Annotated in this window: 17 protein-coding genes; 7 read left to right on the top strand and 10 right to left on the bottom strand. The window is 68.6% G+C overall.

The window, feature by feature from the left end:
- The first annotated feature begins 84 nt into the window (after window positions 1-84).
- A complete protein-coding gene (locus tag F0U60_RS40485) occupies window positions 85-591 on the top strand; it encodes a hypothetical protein (RefSeq protein WP_395807901.1) in 507 nt (168 codons plus the stop codon).
- A gap of 461 nt (window positions 592-1052) precedes the next feature.
- Window positions 1053-1958, top strand: coding sequence for a JmjC domain-containing protein (locus F0U60_RS40480; RefSeq protein WP_395807899.1), 906 nt, complete (start codon window positions 1053-1055; stop codon window positions 1956-1958).
- A gap of 13 nt (window positions 1959-1971) precedes the next feature.
- On the opposite strand, the gene F0U60_RS40475 is transcribed toward F0U60_RS40480, so the two are convergent.
- From F0U60_RS40475 to F0U60_RS40465, 3 genes are all read right to left on the bottom strand, one after another.
- The gene (locus tag F0U60_RS40475) at window positions 1972-2712 is read right to left on the bottom strand and encodes an alpha/beta fold hydrolase (protein ID WP_395807897.1); all 741 of its coding nucleotides are present in this window, start codon (window positions 2710-2712) and stop codon (window positions 1972-1974) included.
- A gap of 83 nt (window positions 2713-2795) precedes the next feature.
- The gene (locus F0U60_RS40470) at window positions 2796-3188 is read right to left on the bottom strand and encodes a sensor histidine kinase (RefSeq protein WP_395807895.1); all 393 of its coding nucleotides are present in this window, start codon (window positions 3186-3188) and stop codon (window positions 2796-2798) included.
- A 121-nt stretch (window positions 3189-3309) separates the two neighbouring features.
- A complete protein-coding gene (locus tag F0U60_RS40465; RefSeq protein ID WP_395807893.1) occupies window positions 3310-3780 on the bottom strand; it encodes a hypothetical protein in 471 nt (156 codons plus the stop codon).
- A 186-nt stretch (window positions 3781-3966) separates the two neighbouring features.
- Between F0U60_RS40465 and F0U60_RS40460 the strand changes: the two genes are divergently transcribed.
- The gene (locus F0U60_RS40460) at window positions 3967-5628 is read left to right on the top strand and encodes a R3H domain-containing nucleic acid-binding protein (protein WP_395807891.1); all 1662 of its coding nucleotides are present in this window, start codon (window positions 3967-3969) and stop codon (window positions 5626-5628) included.
- A 35-nt stretch (window positions 5629-5663) separates the two neighbouring features.
- Here the strand turns inward: F0U60_RS40460 and F0U60_RS40455 are convergent, their stop codons facing one another.
- From F0U60_RS40455 to F0U60_RS40425, 7 genes are all read right to left on the bottom strand, one after another.
- A complete protein-coding gene (locus F0U60_RS40455) occupies window positions 5664-6236 on the bottom strand; it encodes a BON domain-containing protein (RefSeq protein ID WP_395807889.1) in 573 nt (190 codons plus the stop codon).
- A gap of 39 nt (window positions 6237-6275) precedes the next feature.
- Complete coding sequence (locus F0U60_RS40450; protein WP_395807887.1) at window positions 6276-7358, bottom strand: BON domain-containing protein; 1083 nt, start codon at window positions 7356-7358, stop codon at window positions 6276-6278.
- A 522-nt stretch (window positions 7359-7880) separates the two neighbouring features.
- Window positions 7881-8282 (bottom strand): arsenate reductase ArsC, encoded by a 402-nt coding sequence (locus F0U60_RS40445; protein WP_395807885.1) that lies wholly within the window; start codon window positions 8280-8282, stop codon window positions 7881-7883.
- 98 nt (window positions 8283-8380) lie between these two features.
- Window positions 8381-9514, bottom strand: coding sequence for an ACR3 family arsenite efflux transporter (gene arsB / locus F0U60_RS40440; protein ID WP_395807883.1), 1134 nt, complete (start codon window positions 9512-9514; stop codon window positions 8381-8383).
- A gap of 47 nt (window positions 9515-9561) precedes the next feature.
- Window positions 9562-9924 carry an ArsR/SmtB family transcription factor gene (locus tag F0U60_RS40435; protein WP_395807880.1) on the bottom strand — a complete coding sequence of 121 codons (363 nt, stop codon included), beginning with the start codon at window positions 9922-9924 and terminating at the stop codon, window positions 9562-9564.
- A 67-nt stretch (window positions 9925-9991) separates the two neighbouring features.
- A complete protein-coding gene (locus F0U60_RS40430; RefSeq protein ID WP_395807878.1) occupies window positions 9992-10369 on the bottom strand; it encodes a DUF2304 domain-containing protein in 378 nt (125 codons plus the stop codon).
- Window positions 10370-10371: 2 nt separating this feature from the next.
- Window positions 10372-11067, bottom strand: coding sequence for a glycosyltransferase family 2 protein (locus F0U60_RS40425; RefSeq protein ID WP_395807876.1), 696 nt, complete (start codon window positions 11065-11067; stop codon window positions 10372-10374).
- Between the two features lie 54 nt (window positions 11068-11121).
- Here F0U60_RS40425 and F0U60_RS40420 point away from each other — a divergent pair, with 54 nt between their 5' ends.
- From F0U60_RS40420 to F0U60_RS40405, 4 genes are all read left to right on the top strand, one after another.
- Window positions 11122-12972: a hypothetical protein gene (locus F0U60_RS40420; RefSeq protein ID WP_395807874.1), complete on the top strand. Its 1851-nt coding sequence runs from the start codon at window positions 11122-11124 to the stop codon at window positions 12970-12972.
- A 72-nt stretch (window positions 12973-13044) separates the two neighbouring features.
- On the top strand, window positions 13045-14685 hold the full coding sequence (locus F0U60_RS40415; RefSeq protein WP_395807872.1) for an AMP-binding protein: 1641 nt from the start codon (window positions 13045-13047) through the stop codon (window positions 14683-14685).
- Window positions 14686-14722: 37 nt separating this feature from the next.
- On the top strand, window positions 14723-15316 hold the full coding sequence (locus F0U60_RS40410; RefSeq protein WP_395807870.1) for a DUF2378 family protein: 594 nt from the start codon (window positions 14723-14725) through the stop codon (window positions 15314-15316).
- A 145-nt stretch (window positions 15317-15461) separates the two neighbouring features.
- Window positions 15462-16724 carry a hypothetical protein gene (locus F0U60_RS40405; protein ID WP_395807868.1) on the top strand — a complete coding sequence of 421 codons (1263 nt, stop codon included), beginning with the start codon at window positions 15462-15464 and terminating at the stop codon, window positions 16722-16724.
- Window positions 16725-16825 lie beyond the last annotated feature (101 nt).

Below are 16825 nucleotides of genomic sequence, written 5' to 3'. Positions count from 1 at the left end.
CCTCGTCTTCGGGTCCAATGCTGCGCGGAGTGAACAGTACCTAACCTTCGCGATGTAGCCCTTTCACAGGAGGAGGACGGGTCAATGAGGCACATCAAGGCTGTATTCGTGGGTGCGGCGGCGGCGGCATTGCTCTTGGGGGCGGGGTGCAGGGGCGGTGGGCAGCAGGGGCAGCAGGGGCAGCAAGGACAGCAGGGGACGGGCGGCGCGGGAATGAACCAGGGCGGTTCCACGACTCAAGGTGGAGACGCGACGGGCGGCGACATGGGTGGAGGTTCCGGCATCGGTGGCGATACCGGAGGAACGGGCGGCACGGGCGGGACGGGCTCGGGCGGCGTGGGTGGCGGCTCCGGCGGCACGGGTGACGACATGGGTGGCTCGGGTGGCGGCGGTACGGGTGGCACGGGCGCGGGTGACGTGGGTGGTGGCACCGGTGGCACGGGCACGGGCGGCGGCACGGGTGACGTGGGTGGTGGCACCGGTGGCACGGGCACGGGCGGCGGCACGGGTGACGTGGGTGGTGGCACCGGTGGCACGGGCACGGGCGGCGGCACGGGTGGTACGAGCTCGGGTGGCAGCACGGGCGATTGAGGCCAGAAGACCTGGCGTGCGCTGACATCGCGTACAGACACCGTGGGTGGGTCAACCTGGTTTCACGAGAGGGGCCACTTCGCCCCCCAGTGGTTCCCTCTCGCGTAGACTCCGGTGCGACCAGGGAAAGATCCCCGAGGCCACGTGCCTCGGGGATCTTTCCCTATCTATCTGCTCCCTGACCTCCAGGACGATGTGTGCCCGGCGGCGTGCTCCCATTATGCGTGATGAGGGAGGGCTTTCACGTGCCTCCCTGGGCCGCGTATGGGACGGAGCGTGGTGGCCCGCGCGGTGGAGCCCGGGGTGTCCCCGTTGCCTCCCCCCACGGTGTGCCGCCTCCGTTCCCGTGCCGGGTTTCGGGAATGGAGGAGCGCTCCGCCCTGGTATCCTCGGGAGGGCGCCTGTCCTTGTCCTCCAGGACAATTGGGGCAGGGCTTCCATCAGGGTCCAAAGGCCAGTTCATGCTCATCGACACGTTACTGGGCGATCTTCCGCGTTCGACGTTCTTCCAGGAGCACTACCTCCAGCAGCCGCTCGCGCGGCCGTCCACGGCGGCGTCCCTGGTGGAGCTGGCGACCTGGGCCACCGCCGAGCGGCTCATCGAGAGCACCCCGTGCGATCTGCTGCTGGTCCGCGATGGCGAGGTGTGGTCGGGCCAGCGGCCCACGAGCGCTCGAGAGGCCCGTGCGCTCCATGCGGAGGGCTACTCGCTCGTCCTGCGGCACGCGGATCGTCATGACGCTGGCCTCGCGGAGCTGGGGCGTCGTCTCTCCGCCGAGCTGCAAGGCACGGTCAACCTGCAGCTTTATTGCACCCCGGCGGGGCACGGCAGCTTCGGGTGGCATTGCGACCCGGAGGAGGTCTTCATCTTCCAGACGCTCGGGGCCAAGCGCTACCTGCTGCGACAGAACACGCTCAACCCGACGCCCGTCCACGAGACGCTCACAGACGCGCCGGACATCTCGCGCGAACGGACACCGGTGCAGGAGTGCCGGCTCGAGGCCGGTGACTGGCTCTACATTCCCGGTGGCTACTGGCACCACGTGACCGCACCGGAGCAGGAGTCCATCTCCATCTCCGTGGGCCTCATGCCCCCGACGGCACTCGATGTCCTGGATTACCTGCGCGCCCAGTTGGTGCGCTCGCGTGACTGGCAGAGGCGGCTGCCCGTGCTGGGACATGCCTCCCCGCTCTCGGACGCGGAGAAGATGGAGGCCTACCGGACTCTGTTCCAGGGGCTCGGGGGCGAGCTGCAGCGGATGCTGGCGGATCCGCGGCAGGCGCTCCGGTTCATGGCGCTCACCGCCAGCGCCGGCCTCAAATCCTCGGCGATTGGGCTAGACGCTCCGCGCAAACCAGAGCGCTGATTCTTCTCCTGGCTTAGAGGCTGTGCTGTGTCGCGAGCCGCGCCACCACTTCCCCGCGGGCGGCGAATGCGAGGACGGCTCGGGTGAACTCCTGTGAGTCGGTGATGAGCCAGTCGTGGCTGCCAGAGCCCACGTACACCTGGGCCCGTGGCATGCGCTCGCGCAGCCGGTCCGCGCAGGACAGGGGCATGGTGTGGTCCCTCCGGCCCCACGCGAGGAGGGTGGGCCTTCGCACCTGGGGCGCATGGCGAAGCAGTGCCGCCAGGCTTCCCACCTTCACCTGGTGGAAGAAGGAGCGCGGGTGGCGGAGCGCGTTGTAGACGATGTGCCACCAGGCGCGCAGGTTGAGCCCCCACTCGAGGAACGCGTCCACCATACGTGCTCCCACCACGCGGGGAATGGAGCGCTCGCGTCGGGCCCCGATGCTGTCCGCGAGCACGAGCCTGTCCACGCACCCGCCGTACCGGGCCGCCACCAGCAGCGCCACGCCTCCGCTGTTGGAGTGTCCCACCAGCACCACGTGCCCGAGCAGCAGCTGCTGCATGAGGCGCGCGGTCCACCGGGCATAGGCCGAGAGCGTCCACGGCCTACGGACTCGAGCCGAGCGTCCGCAGCCCGGCAGCTCCACGGTCAGAACGCGGAAATGTTTCGACAGCCGGCGGATGAGCGGCAGGTAGGTGCGGGCCCGCACCAGCATGCTCGAGAGCAGGAGCAGCACGGGCCCCTCTCCCGCCTCGAGCACCTGCGCACGCACGCCGTCCACCTCTACCCAGCGCTGGATGGGACGTGGGGACCGCAGTCCGACGTGGCTCCGCCGAGGCTCCTGAGCTGGCGTCTTCAGTGGATTCCCCCCTCGGCGCCCATCTCCTCGGCGCTGCCGCTCCGCTTGTCGCGCTTCTTCGTTGGCAGCGTGAAGTAGAACGCCGCGCCCGCTCCCGGTGCGCTCTCCACCCAGATGCGCCCGCCGTGCCCCTCGATGATGCCCTTGGCGATCGCCAACCCGAGCCCGGCCCCGGTTCCCTTGGTGTGCTCGGCCTGCCAGTACGCATCGAAGACGTGCGGGAGATCCGCCTCCTTGATGCCCGGTCCCGTGTCCTTCACGCAGAAGCGGGCTTCCTGGTCACAGTCCTCGATGAAGACGACCGCCAGCCAGTCCCGGCAGATGCTGTCGCGCGAGCGCCGGAGCCGTGCCGAAGTGGCCTGGGCGGTGCCGTTGGCGCGAAGGTTCATAGGCAGAACGTGGGGGGTGGGAGGTCTCGGTGGAAGGGGCACTCACCTGCCGGGCGAGGCACCCCTCCATGGCTGGCAGGGCCCAAAGCCGCCGGGCAGCCGTGGACCCTCCGGCCCTTGCTCAGGTGTCCTGCATGTCCATGGGCGGGGCGTGGGTGCTCTCCTCGCCCGACATCGTGGAGAGCTCCGAGCGCAGGTCATTCAAGAAGCTCTCCTGGTCCCTCGCGTCCATGGACCCGAGGATCCGAGGAGCGATCATCCGCATCACACCGAGCTGGGCCTGGAAGGGGAGCTGGAAGATGCGCTCAACCACTGCCGTGAGCGACTCGCCGGTGCTCTGCTGCGGCGTGCCCATGCCGATGGGGCTCATCGTGCCCATACCCATCTCGGTGTGGCGCTTGGTCGTCTCAGTCCCGTTCCCGAAGCCGTGCACGGGCGCCCCGCGCATGCCCGTCTCGACGGTTTGCTGTGACATCCCTATCTCCCTCGCGGCGGCGTCGCGGATGCTCATCTCTCCCTTGGGCTTGTCGGCATGCTTCTCGGTCAGGGGGGGGTTGATTTGAATGTCGGTGTCCTTGTCATACCGGGCCATAGGGTTGCTCCTTGGGGATGGGGTCATGTCCGCCCCTCTTGCTGAGCTATGCAGGACATCGGACCGTACCCACCCACGAGAGAGCGGCGCGGCCCCTGAATGCCCGCTAGCATCGGGTGCCTCGTTGCCCCTCGGCCGCGGGAACACGTGCAACCCGACTCGGAAGGATTCACCTTTAGACACGCTATGAGTCCACGCGACGCCATTGCCGCTCCTGTTCCTGATGACGACTTCCAGTCCCTCGTGGGCATCCTCCCCGAGCCGCTGCAGGCCGCGGTCCGGGACCTGCCCTCTGGGGAGATCCTCGAGGTGGTGATGGATCTGGGCCGCGTGCCCGAGGCCCGGCTCACCGGACGCGTGGTGCGCCTGTCCGGGTCCGCTGTCACCCGCAAGGATCTGGAGCATGTGCTGGCGCAGGTGGGCACGGTGAGTGAGGACAACCGCGCCGGCATCGAGCGCACCCTCCACCGTGTCTCCGCCATCCGCAACCGTCAGGGCAAGGTGGTGGGCCTCACGTTGCGCGTGGGCCGCGCCATCTACGGCACCATCGACATGCTCAAGGACCTGATTGGCACGGGCTTGAACATCTTGCTGCTCGGCCGGCCTGGAGTGGGCAAGACGACGAAGCTGCGCGAGGTGGCGCGCGTGCTCTCGGATGACCTGGGCAAGCGCGTCATGGTGGTGGACACCTCCAACGAGATTGGCGGGGACGGAGATATCCCTCACCCGGGCATTGGCGGTGCGCGGCGCATGCAGGTGTCACGGCCGGATCGCCAGCACGACGTGATGATCGAGGCGGTGGAGAACCACATGCCCGAGGCCATCATCGTGGATGAGATTGGCACCTCGGCCGAGGCCTCCGCGGCGCGCACCATCGCCGAGCGCGGTGTGCAGCTCGTGGCCACGGCTCACGGCAACACGCTGGAGAACCTGGTGCTCAACCCCACGCTGTCGGATCTGGTTGGCGGCGTGCACACCGTCACGCTCAGCGACGAGGAGGCGCGCCGCCGCCGCACGCAGAAGACGATCAGCGAGCGCCGGGCTCCGCCCACCTTTGACGTGGTGGTGGAGATGGTGACGCGCGACGAGGTGCTGGTGCATCGCGACACCGCGCAGTCGGTGGACCGGCTGCTGGCGGGCGAGAACGTGGGGGGCGAGCGGCGCCAGCTCGTGGAAGGCCAGGTGGAGGTGAAGGAGGAGCCCGAGGCGGTGGCTCCATTGCCCAGCCGACCCGCGCGGCCCGGCCGGACCGCCCCAACAGGCGAGGCCCCTTCGCGGGAGGGGGCGCCCACGCCTCGGCGTGAGCCTGGCCTGCGCCAGGGCACCACGCGCGTCTACGCCCATGCGGCGAGCAGGGATCTGCTCGAGCGCGTGTTGCGCGACATCGGAGCGGATGCGCGCGTGGTGGGCCGACTGGAGAACGCGGATGTCGTCCTCACGCTGCGCTCGCGCGCCAATGATCCGAAGCTGCGCAAGGTGTCGGAGCGGACGGGGGCGCGGGTGCTGGCCATCAAGCGCAACAGCTCGTCGGAGATGCGGCGGGTGCTGCGCGACATCTTCCTCATCGCCGAGGGCGTGGACGAGGACCAGGTGCGTGAGGCCGTGGCCGAGGCCGAGCACGCCATTCAGCGTGTGTTGAGTGAGAGCGTGGTGGTGCCCCTGGCCCCGAGGCCTCCGCGGCTGCGCAAGCTGCAGCACCGGCTCGTCTCGCGCTACCACCTGGAGACGGTGAGCCACGGCAGCGAGCCCCAGCGGCACCTCATCATCTATCCGCTGGGCGCGCTGGTGGACATGCCGCAGGGCCGGGAGCTGGATGTCGAGGAGGAGGGCGCGGGAGGCCTGGCCTGAGGCCGGGGCCCGCCGCACGCCCTCCCGGGTGAGGCTCAGGTGCCCATGTGGGGCTGATCGCCCCGCTGCTCCCGAGGCCGTTCGTCGCGCAGCTCCGTCGCCTCGCGCGCCGCCGGCCTGTCCTCCACGGGCCGCACGCGGACGCGGTTGTGCACGTCATGCACCCCGCGCACGTTGGCGGCGATGTCCTCGATGGCGCGCTTCTCCCAGCGCTCTTCCACCGAGCCGCTCAGGGTCACCTCGCCGTCCTTGACGAGGACCTCCACGTCACCCACGTCGACGGGGCCCTCCATGAGCTGCTCGCAGACCTCCTCGCGGATGCGGTCGTCCGAGCGCTGGTATCCCTTTGGCGGCCGGACCGGACCGCGCCGGGCCTCCATTCGCTCCAGCATCCGGTCGTAGCTGCCGGGCTGGTAGCCGCGCTCATAGGCGCCCAGTCCTCCACGGCCACCCTGGTTGTAGCCGCGTTCGGCTCCGGACCCGGCGGGGTAGCCCGGGCGGCCCGGCTCGCCGCGGTGGATGCCTTCGTCACGCACCGGTTGCTCCATCCGCCGTGCGCGCACGGGAAATCGGGCCCCCTCGTAGTTGTCTTGATCACGCTGTGCCATTCGTGGATTCCTCTCCTGTCGGATGCGTGGGGTGCCGTCTCACTGCAGCATCTGGTCCTGCCGCGCGCCCTGGTTCTCGTCTCGCCGTTCCTCTCGCTGCTGCTGGGGGCGGGCGACGCGGAGCTCGTTGTGGACCTCCTTCACCCCGAGGATGTCCTCCGCCAGGTCTTCGATGGCGCGCTTCTCGTCCCGACTCTTCACCGTGCCGGAGAGGGTGACCTCGCCCTTCTCCACCCGGACGTCCACGTCGTCGGCGTCCATCCAGGCCCGCATCAGCTGTTCGCAGATGTCCTCGCGGATGCGGTCATCCGAGCGCTGGTAGTTGCGCGGCCCGCGGCCCTGACGGCGGGGAAGCTCGGGGGACTGCTCGTAGTAGGGATACGCCCCCTGCATGCCGCCGCGTCCGGCGCCGTGACCCATCTCTCGGTCCATGTCGCGCGTGGGGCTGGTGGCGTAGCCGGTGCGCGGGCGCTGCTCGATGAACGAGGATTGAATCCGGGGCGGTTGGTAGTCGTCGGCGCCGAAGCCACGGGTGCCGAAGCTGTTGTCGCGGCCCTGGTCCTGGCTCCAGCCCTCACCCCAGCCATAGCGACGCATGTCCTCGGGGTCCGCCGAGGCGCCCAGGGCGTATTGGCCTCGGTCCCAGCGGTCGGTGTCGTAGTGCTGGGTGCGCTGGGCGCCGCGAGCACCATAGCGATCGAAGTCACCCCGGGTCCGCTCGCGCGTCACCTCGCTCCAGAAGCCCTCGCCGAACTCCTCGCCAGGACCACCGGCCCGGCGAACCCCCGGGGCGCCTCGCATCAGTCCGCCTCGGTGGTACTCCTCACGACTGTCCTGGTCGAAGCGGCCCCGGTCCTCATCTCCGCCGTACTCGTAGCCTCGGCCGTAGCGGCCCACGTCTTGATCGCTGAAGCCGCTGCCCCGCATGCCTCCGCCGCCTCCGAATCGACCCCGATCCCGCTCCTCCTCGCGGGAGCCGCGGCCCGGTCCCCGGTCCTCTCCGCGGAATTCCCGCATGCGTCCCATGTCCCGCCCGCGCTCCGTCACGTCTCGTCGGTTGCCGCGCTCCGGGTCTTGGCCCAGTCCCTGTCGCTCAATGCCATGCCGCCGCCTGTCGGCCATCACCGTCTCCTTATGGGGTGTGAGATCGATCTGAAGGTCTTGATCGGCTCGCACCCACGGCAAGGGGGCGGAGTGAGGGCGGCTGCCTGGCTACCCATCCACGGAGAGGGAGACCGCCTTCGAACCGTGGATCTTCAACACCGGAAGGCCCCGGTTACCGGACGAGCAGGCTGGCAAGACCACGGGCCGCTCGTTCGATTCCCGTCGGGGCCGTTTGCCGAGCTCCCGTTTCCTTCGGAGACGCGGCGCCGTCTGCTCGCCTGCGGCTGGGCCTCATTGCGACACTCTCTCGGCAGGTGCGCGGCCAGTGGTCGGTGGACAACAGACCTGCGCCAACTCTCGCGCTCGGGAGAGGAGACTCTCGAAGGACGCGAGGACCGCCTGTCCGTCAACCTCGTAGATGCGGTGCCGTCGTGCAGCACCTTGAGGTGGCGTGAGATGACGGAGCGGTCCTGCGGCAGGTGCGCGGCAATTGCCCCCACATGGGCGGGGCCATAAAAGGACGACACGCGACCCGGGGTTCTACCGGGCCCAGCCCTCCCGGGTGAGCAGCTCCGAAACACGCAAGCGCACCTCGTCACGAATCTGCCGGACGCGCTCCACCGGCTTGCCCTTGGGGTCCTCGAGTGGCCAGTCATCACGCTTGAGGCCAGGCACATGGGGGCAGGCTTCACCGCACCCCATGGTGATGAGCCAGTGGGCGTCCCGGGCCAGCTCGTCCGTGAGGCGCTGCGGCTTCGCGCGTGACAGGTCGATGCCCACCTCGGCCATGGCGGATTGTACTTCCGGGTGGATACGCTCCCCGGGCTGTGTGCCTGCGGATACGCCGCGGGCCTTCGTCGGGTCCGCCAGCGCGTTGAAGAAGGCGGCGGCCATTTGCGAGCGGCCCGCGTTGTGGACGCAAGCGAAGATGACGGTCCTCATGGAAGCTCCAGGGCTGATGGTGGAGGAGTTCCCCGCACCGATGTGGCGGGCCGAGTTGCCCGTGCAGGAGAAGAGCTCTTTGAAGGGGGCGCGAGGCGTCACGACCGTGCCTCACCGGGAGGGGAGGCGGACGCGTCGGAGGGGGTGGCCTTGCTCTCGAAGCGGCGGGGCAAGACGACGGACTCCGACTCCGGGAAGAGCCGGCGCCGCAACCACAGGGAGAGATAGACGAGCGCGATGAGGGCGGGCACCTCGATGAGCGGGCCCACCACTCCCGCCAGCGCCTCGCCCGAGGCCATGCCGAAGACACCCACCGCCACCGCGATGGCCAGCTCGAAGTTGTTGCCCGCCGCCGTGAAGGACAGCGAGGCCGTCTCCTCGTAGCTGAAGCCCATCTTCCGCGACAGGAAGAAGGCGGAGGCGAACATGATGACGAAGTAGAGCATCAGCGGGATGGAGATGCGCACCACGTCCAGCGGCAGGCGCGTCATCTTCTCCCCCTGCATCGCGAACATCAGCACGATGGTGTAGAGCAATCCCAGCAGTGCGGTGGGCGCCAGGCGCGGAAGGAACTTCTTCTCGTACCACTCCTCTCCCTTGAGCCGGGTGAGCCCGAGGCGGGTGAGCGCCCCCGCCACCAGCGGCACGCCGAGGAAGATGAGTACGCTCTTGGCGATGCTCCACATGGACACGTCGAACGCGGTGCCTTCCGCGCCGAGCCAGCCGGGGACGACGGTGATGAAGAACCAGCCAAGCACTGAGTAGAAGAGAATCTGGAAGACGGAGTTGAGCGCCACCAGCACCGCCGCCACCTCAGTGCTGCCGCAGGCGAGCATGTTCCACACCAGCACCATGGCGATGCAGCGGGCCAGGCCAATGAGGATGAGCCCCGTACGGTAGTGGGGCAGATCCGGCAGCAGCGCCCACGCCAGGGCGAACATCAGCACCGGTCCCACTACCCAATTGAGGAAGAGCGAGACGCCGAAGAGCTTGCCGCGCGAGCGCAGCCGGCCCAGCTCTCCGTAACGTACCTTCGCCAGCACCGGGTACATCATCCACAGGAGACCGATGGCAATGGGCAGGGAGACGGTATCCAGCTTCACCATGTCCAGCCGGGCCCCAATGTCGGGGAAGGCCCGCCCCAGGCCAATGCCCAGCCCCATGGCGGTGAAGATCCATACCGGCAGGTAGCGGTCGATGAAGGAGAGCCGTTTGACGATGGCGTCGGACACTGAGAGGTACCTCGTGGAAGAAGAAGGGGCGGGTGGAGGGCCGAGGCTCACCGGCAGGAGCCGGGCCCTCGAGTCTCGAGGAGTTGCTCCACGTCCTTGCGGAGCGTCTCCTGCTTGCCGAAGGTGCTGACGAGCGCCTTGAGCTGCTGCTTGCACACCTCGTCGAGCTGGGGAGCGAGCCGGTAGTAGACCCAGCTCCCCTCCCGGCGAGGCTCCACCACGCCGGCCGCACGCAGCACGCTGAGCTGGCGGGAGGTGGTGGATTGCGTCAGCCCGAGGGCGGACTCCAGGTGGCAGACGCACAGCTCACCGTGGGAGAGCAGCGCCACGATGCGTAGACGGGTTTCATCCCCCAGCGCCTTGAAGAGGCGGGAGGCCTGTTGAACTTCGAGGGATGCAGCGGCCGACATGATGATATGCAGATATCCGCATGTCCTGTTGTTTCCAACTCCCCGTTTGCAACTTTTCGAAGTCCTTCTAACCCGCCGAGCCTGGAGTCTCCGGGGGCACGCGCTCCGCCGGGGACGGGTGCTGCGCGGACAGCACGGCGAGCTCCTGCGCCAGGCGTTGGATCTGCTTGCGCTGCTCGGCCACCTGGAGGCTCAAGCGGAAGAGGAGCCAGAGCAACCCGCCGCACACGATCGCGAAGAGCGCAGAGGGGGGGTAGTAGATGCCCATCGCGCTGGAGAGGGCGTCGATGACATTGCGCCAGAGCGCCAGGGAGGCCGTCAGCACGGAGACGAGCAGCCAGCTGAAGGTGTGGTGCTCCGACGTGCGGCGGCGACGCGCCGACAGCAGGACGGCCAGGGCGAACGCGGCCGAGAAGATGAGGACGATGATGCTGGAGCGGCTCATGTTCAGACCGCCCGGAAGCGCTCCATGAAGAGCGCGAAGGACACCTTGGCCATGTAGAACGTCGACCGCCAGGCGGTGAGGGAGCTCTCCCCCGCGCGCCGCGAGCGCATCTTCACGGGCACTTCCACAATGGGGAAGTGCTGCCGCGACGCCATCAGCACACTCTCCGGTTCCGGGTAGTCATGCGGGAAGCGCGTGGAGAAGAAGCGCATGGCCCTGGGGCCGAAGCCGCGGAAGCCGGACGTCGGGTCGGTGATGCGCTGCTTGCACAGCGACGAGAGCAGTCCGGAGATGAGCTTGCTGCCAAAGCGGCGCAGCCACGTGGAGCGGAAGCTGGCCACTCCGGCGAAGCGGCTTCCCACCACCAGCTCCGCGCCTTGCTCCAGGGCCTTCAGCAGCGCGGGGACGCTGTGCGGGTCATGCTGGCCATCCCCATCCATGCGCACCACGTGCGAGTACCCGTGGCGCAGCGCGTACAACAGGCCGGTGGCCTCGGCCGCGGCCACCCCGAGGTTGATGGGGTGACGGACCACGTGGGCGCCCGCCTTCCGGGCCCGCTCCGCCGTCTCGTCGCGCGAGCCGTCGTCCACCACGGCCACGTCGATGCCGGGCAGCTCCTGCCGGAGCTCGGCGACGACATCCGCGATGCAGGCCTCTTCGTTGTAGGCCAGCAGGATGATGAGGGTCCCTGCTTCCATGGCCACCCTTCTCGCCGAGAAACTCCCCTCGGGCAATAGAGGGGATGGGCTCGGATGCTCACACGCGCTGTGCGTGAAGATGCGACACACGGTCCGGTCTGGTATAGGGCGCCGCCGGTGGACACCGTCAACGCGAAGCCCTCCTCCTCTCTGCCGGTGCCACCCCGTGGGCTCGGCACGCTGTTCTTCCTGCTGCTCCTGTGGCTGCTGTTGCCAGGAGCCCTGGCGGGCGTGCTGCGGGCGGCGCTGGGCCTGCCCCTGTGGGTGGGTGCCCTGGTGGGCCTCGCGGGGGCGGCTGGGCTCACGTGGAAGGGGGTCTCGCATGAGCGGCCCTGGCCCACGCACGTGCCGCTGGTGCTTCTCCAGGGGCTCTACCTCGCCACGGTGTGGGGCGTGACGTGGCGGATGCTGGGCATCCCCGCCATGGAGGGCCTGGTGACGGTCGGGGGAGGGGACGCCGGCAACCACGCTGCGCTCCGGGCCGACTTCGTCTCCCACGAGCCCGGCGTCTACCAGGGCTTCATCCTCTTCCACACGTTGACGTATGGGCTGGAGTGGCTCTTCGGCCTGGACGCGTTCACCAGCTTCCGCGCCGGTTTCTACCTCGTGCCCATGGTCATCGCCGTGGCGCTCGCCGCGGGAGTCGAGTCCGTCGCCGGGCGGCTCTGGCACTCGGGTCGCGCGCAGGTGGCGGCGCAGGTTGTCCTGCTGGTGGCCACCGTCGCGGCATGGCGGTTCCTGCTGCTGCGGTGGCTGCACTACCACCAGGCCGATGGCTTCTATCCCCATCTCTTCGGGCTGGTGACCCTCGTGCTGGCGTGGCTCGCCTATGGCCTTCCGCGCTCGGTCTGGGGGCGCTGCGGCGCGCTCGCCGTGTTCACGGTGTTCTACCGGTTCACCTACGGGCTGAACCTCGGGGACTTCCTCTTCACGGGCGGGGTGCTCCTTCTGGTGGAGGGCTTCCGCTCGTTCGGCCCGAAGTACCGTTGGGGGGTCTGGTTCGTGGGGCTCGTGTTCCTCGGGGCCGCCGCGTACGCGTACTCGCGGCTCCTTCCCCTGGCGCAGGTCCCCGGCGCCATCGTGGCCCACTCGCACGAGCGCGCGCTGCGGGTGCAGTGGTGGACCCTGGTGGGGCTCCTGGTCGTGCGCTTCCTCTCCCCCCGGCAGGATTCCGTCGAGCGGCGGTTGATCGACTTCGCCGTGCTGTTCTGTGGGGCCAGCGCGCTGGTGCAGTTTGCCTACAGGAAGGCGGGGCTGCCCATTGACTACTACTTCCTCAAGTACGGCTTGCACGCCGTGGTGCTGCTGCTGTGCGTGGCCCTGTTCGTCACCAGCATCCGGATGGGGGCGGTGTTCCAGAAGGGGCTGGTGCGCGCATGGTACTGGGATCTCGCACTGGCCGTGCTTGTCGCCATCGGGCTCTTCGAGGTGACGCGTGGGTGGGGCCGGGCCTACGAGTCCTATGAGTCGAGCTACCGGGAGCGCGTGCGTGGAGCACCGCCCTTCCAGACGCTCGATGCGTTGGAGGATCGCGGAGCGACGGCGATCATCCGGCGGGTGCTGCATGACGAGGGCAAACGCTTCGGTGGGCTGCTGACTCCCTCCTGGCCTCGGGCGAACTTCTCCAACGTTGCGTTGGGCTGGGTGCCAGAGAACTGGTCCGCCACCGGTGGACACTGGCCGCTGTTCAGCAGCGGCGCGGTGCGGGAGGGGCCGGGCTTCTGTGTCTTCTGGGAGGCCTCCGCGGGGGATTGGGAAGGCTACCAGCGCATCTCCGATGACAACCACACGCCCCTGGTGGACGTCGTCCGGAAGCTCCAGGCTCGGCCCGACAAGGTCTGCCAGGACTACGCCGCCCCGTGGGTGTCGAGCGGCTCACGGACGCTCTGCTACCGCTGCGACTAAGGCGCAAAAGTTGCGCGGTGCGTTGAGGGAGACGTGCTTGCGAGCCGGGCCAGCTCGCGAACATCATCGGCCATGCCTTCTCCTTCCTACGTCCACGGAACCAGCACCACCCCGCTGCTTGGGGAGACCATCGGCCAGAACCTGCGCCGCACCGTCGAGCGTCATGGTGATCGCGAGGCGCTCGTCGTCGTCTCTCAGGGCTACCGCGCCACGTGGAGCCAGCTCTGGGAGCAGACGACGCGGGTGGCCCTGGGCCTGCTGGCGTTTGGCGTGGAGAAGGGGGACCGGGTGGGGCTCTGGTCTCCCAACCGCTTCGAGTGGGTGGTGGCCCAGTACGCCATGGCCCGCATTGGCGCGATCCTGGTGAACCTCAACCCCGCCTACAAGTCGGCGGAGCTGGAGTACGCGCTCAAGCAGTCCGGCACCAGCGTGCTGCTGCTCTCGCGCGGCTTCCGCCAGACGGACTACCGGAAGATGCTCGAGGAGGTGCGCCCGCGCTGCCCCGAGCTGCGCGTCGCGCTGGTGATGGAGGATGACTGGGAGCTGCTGCTGAAGAATGGCACCCACGTGAGCGAGAGCCTGCTCACGGCGCGTGAGGCCTCGCTCCAGTTCGACGACCCCATCAACATCCAGTACACGTCCGGCACCACGGGCTTTCCCAAGGGCGCCACGCTCAGCCACCACAACGTCCTCAACAACGGCTTCTTCGTGGGCGAGGCGCTGCGCCTCGGGCCCGAGGACCGCGTCTGCATCCCCGTGCCCTTCTACCACTGCTTCGGCATGGTGATGGGCAACCTGGCCTGCACCTCCCACGGCTCGACCATGGTGATTCCGGCCGAGGCGTTTGATCCACTCGCGGTGATGCAGACGGTGGGGGCCGAGCGCTGTACCGCGCTCTACGGCGTGCCCACCATGTTCATCGCCGAGTTGGATCATCCGCGCTTTGGCGAGTTCGACTTCTCCTCGCTGCGCACCGGCATCATGGCGGGCTCGCCGTGCCCCATCGAGGTGATGAAGAAGGTGCAGTCGCGCATGAACATGCGGGAGGTCACCATCTGCTACGGCATGACGGAGACCTCGCCCGTGTCCACGCAGAGCGCGTTGGACGACCCGCTGGACAAGCGCGTCTCCACCGTGGGCCGGGTGCACCCGCACGTGGAGGTGAAGATTGTCGAGCCAGCCACGGGCGCGGTGGTGCCTCGCGGCTCGCCTGGCGAGCTGTGCACGCGGGCCTACAGCGTGATGCTCGGCTACTGGAACAACCCCGAGGCCACCCGCAACTCCATCGACGCGGCCGGCTGGATGCACACCGGCGATCTCGCCACCATGGACGAGGACGGCTACGTGAGAATCGTCGGCCGCATCAAGGACATGATCATCCGCGGCGGCGAGAACGTGTACCCGCGCGAGATTGAGGAGTTCCTCCACACGCACCCGGGCGTCAGCGAGGCCCAGGTCATCGGCGTGCCCAGCGAGAAGTACGGCGAGGAGGTGATGGCCTGGGTGAAGACGAAGCCCGGGACCTCGCTCACCCAGGAGGAGCTCGTGCGCTTCTGCACGGGCCGCATCTCCACCTTCAAGATTCCCCGCTACTGGAAGTTCGTGGACGAGTTCCCCATGACGGTGACTGGAAAAATCCAGAAATTCCGCATGAGGGAAGTAGCTGTGGTTGAGCTGGGACTGGAGGGGGCCGCATCCATCCGCACGGCGTGACCCGGTGCACGGAGTTTTGCGCTCTAATGCACCTATCGTGACCGCCGCCCCCATTCCCGCTCCCGGCCTGGAGCAACTGCTGACCCTGGCCACTCCCGCGGACACCTGCCGCGGGATGTTCTTCAACGGCCTGTTCGAGGCGGTGCTCGCATTGGGGGGCGAGGAGGCGCGGAGGAAGTGCTTCGTGGCCGCCGGGGAGAAGCGGTTCGTGGACTTCTTCAGCTACCCGGTGACGGACCTGCTCAAGGCCGTCTTCACCGCCGCGGAGCTGCTCGGCCCGACACAGGGGGGAAGGGACGCCGTGCTGCGCCTCCTTGGGCGGCGCGCCACGGAGGACTTCCTCCAGTCCACCGTGGGCAAGACGATGGTGGCGCTCGCGGGCGATGATCCCCAGCGGTTGCTCGCGAGCTTTCCCAACTCGTTCCGGGTCTCGCTGAGCTATGGCGAGCGAACCGTGGAGCGGCTCGGGGAGAAGGAGGCGCGGATGAAGGTGCGCCGGGACTTCATGCCCCTGGAGTACAACCTGGGCGTCCTCACCGCCGCGATGGATCGCTCGACGGCCCGGGAGCTCGTCGTGGAGGGGCACCGTCTGGCGCCGCTCGACGTCGATTACCACTTCCGTTGGTCGTGAGGCGCTCCGAGCGCCCGTCCGGCTCCTTGCCCTTAGCGCTCCGCACCACGGAAGCGTGGATTGCCGCGTGTTCGGAGACATATTCCCCCCACTCCACCCGTTGCGTTGAGATGGAGGCCCCGCTCGTGGGAGAGGAGTGGACGCGATGGGAGTGAAGCTGCTGCTGGCAGGCTGGTACGGAAGAGAGGAGCTCTTCAACGCGCCCGAGGCTCCTCGGCCTTGGCTGCGGCGGGTGGAGCGCTGGGTCCATGAAGCGGCGGAGGTGCTGCTGGAGAGCTCGCGCACGGTGGATGGCCCGCAGGGTCCCATCCTGTTCCTGCGCCTGCATCCGGCCGCGGAGGAGGTGGCCATTGTGGCCGCGGGCAAGGGGCGGGTCGTCGTCTCGGCCAATACCTCCATGGTGGGGCCCGGCTACCACCGCTACCTTTGCGATCTGCTCCATGCACTGGGGGATGCGCTTCAGGTGGACTGGGCTGACCCGGCCCTCACCGTCGCGGGAGTGGGGGACCCTACGGGGTACTTCCATACGGGCGACGCGAGCGAGATTGCCCCGCGCATGCTCGCTTGGCTGAAGAGCATGGCTGAGCGGGCGCTGGAGTTTCGGAGACAGGGCCACTCGGGGGCCGCGCTCTCCCTGCGTGCTGGGCACGGCTTCGAGTACCCCGGTGCTCTGCTGACGCCGCTGGGCCCACGCAACGAGGAGTGGCTGCGCGCCGTGCACGAGGATCCGCAGCGGGGCCAGGACATCTTCCCGTGGTGGGAGCCGGGCCTGGGCGCCTCGACGAAGCTGGGCCGTGCGCTCAGCCGCATCTGGACGGAGATGGTGTGGCGTCCACCGTTGCTCGAGGAGGAGCGCCACCTCTTCCGAGACGTGGCGCGGCTGCTGGAGTCGGCGTGGCGGGAGGAGCCAGAGCTGGCCTACCCGTGGCGCGAGTGGCAGCAGGTGTTGGGTTACCTCGGCATTGGGGGAACGTTGGCGGAGGAGGTCTCCCGGCGAGCCATTGCTGCGCCTCCGGGTCCGCTCATTGGCTACCGGCGGGGTGCGGTGCAGGTGACCTTGCCCGAGGGCTGGGAGATTCGCATTCCGGGCTCGTTGGCGGAGGAACGCCTGGCGGACGGGAGCTGGGTGGCGAGAGATCACCGCCGCAGCGTGCGCTTCGTTCCGTTGGATGACGTGAGAGGAATTGCGCCGGGTCCCGAGGAGAAGATGGCGTACGAGTTCCAGCACCAAGGGGAGCGGGTGAGTGGGCGGGCCACATTGCACGTGGAGCCGGGGGATTGCCGGCTCACGGCGTTGTGCGAGTCCGGCACGCACCGGGCCTTGTGTGTCGTCAGCTTCGACGACCCCGAGGAGCAGGACTGGGCACTGGGCACCTGGCGCTCGTTGGACCACGCCGCCGCAGCGTGAGGGGCGCTGCATTTCGTTGGTCTCGGGGCAGGGCTGTGGCATATCGCCCGGGGCACACGCCCATGCGCTGCTCCACACGAATCTGCACGTCTGGTTATTGG

The organism is Archangium minus, from assembly GCF_044360475.1.
Classification (GTDB): domain Bacteria; phylum Myxococcota; class Myxococcia; order Myxococcales; family Myxococcaceae; genus Archangium; species Archangium minus.
The sequence above is the reverse complement of the archived record's forward strand: the minus strand, read 5'-3'. Positions and strand labels throughout refer to the sequence as shown.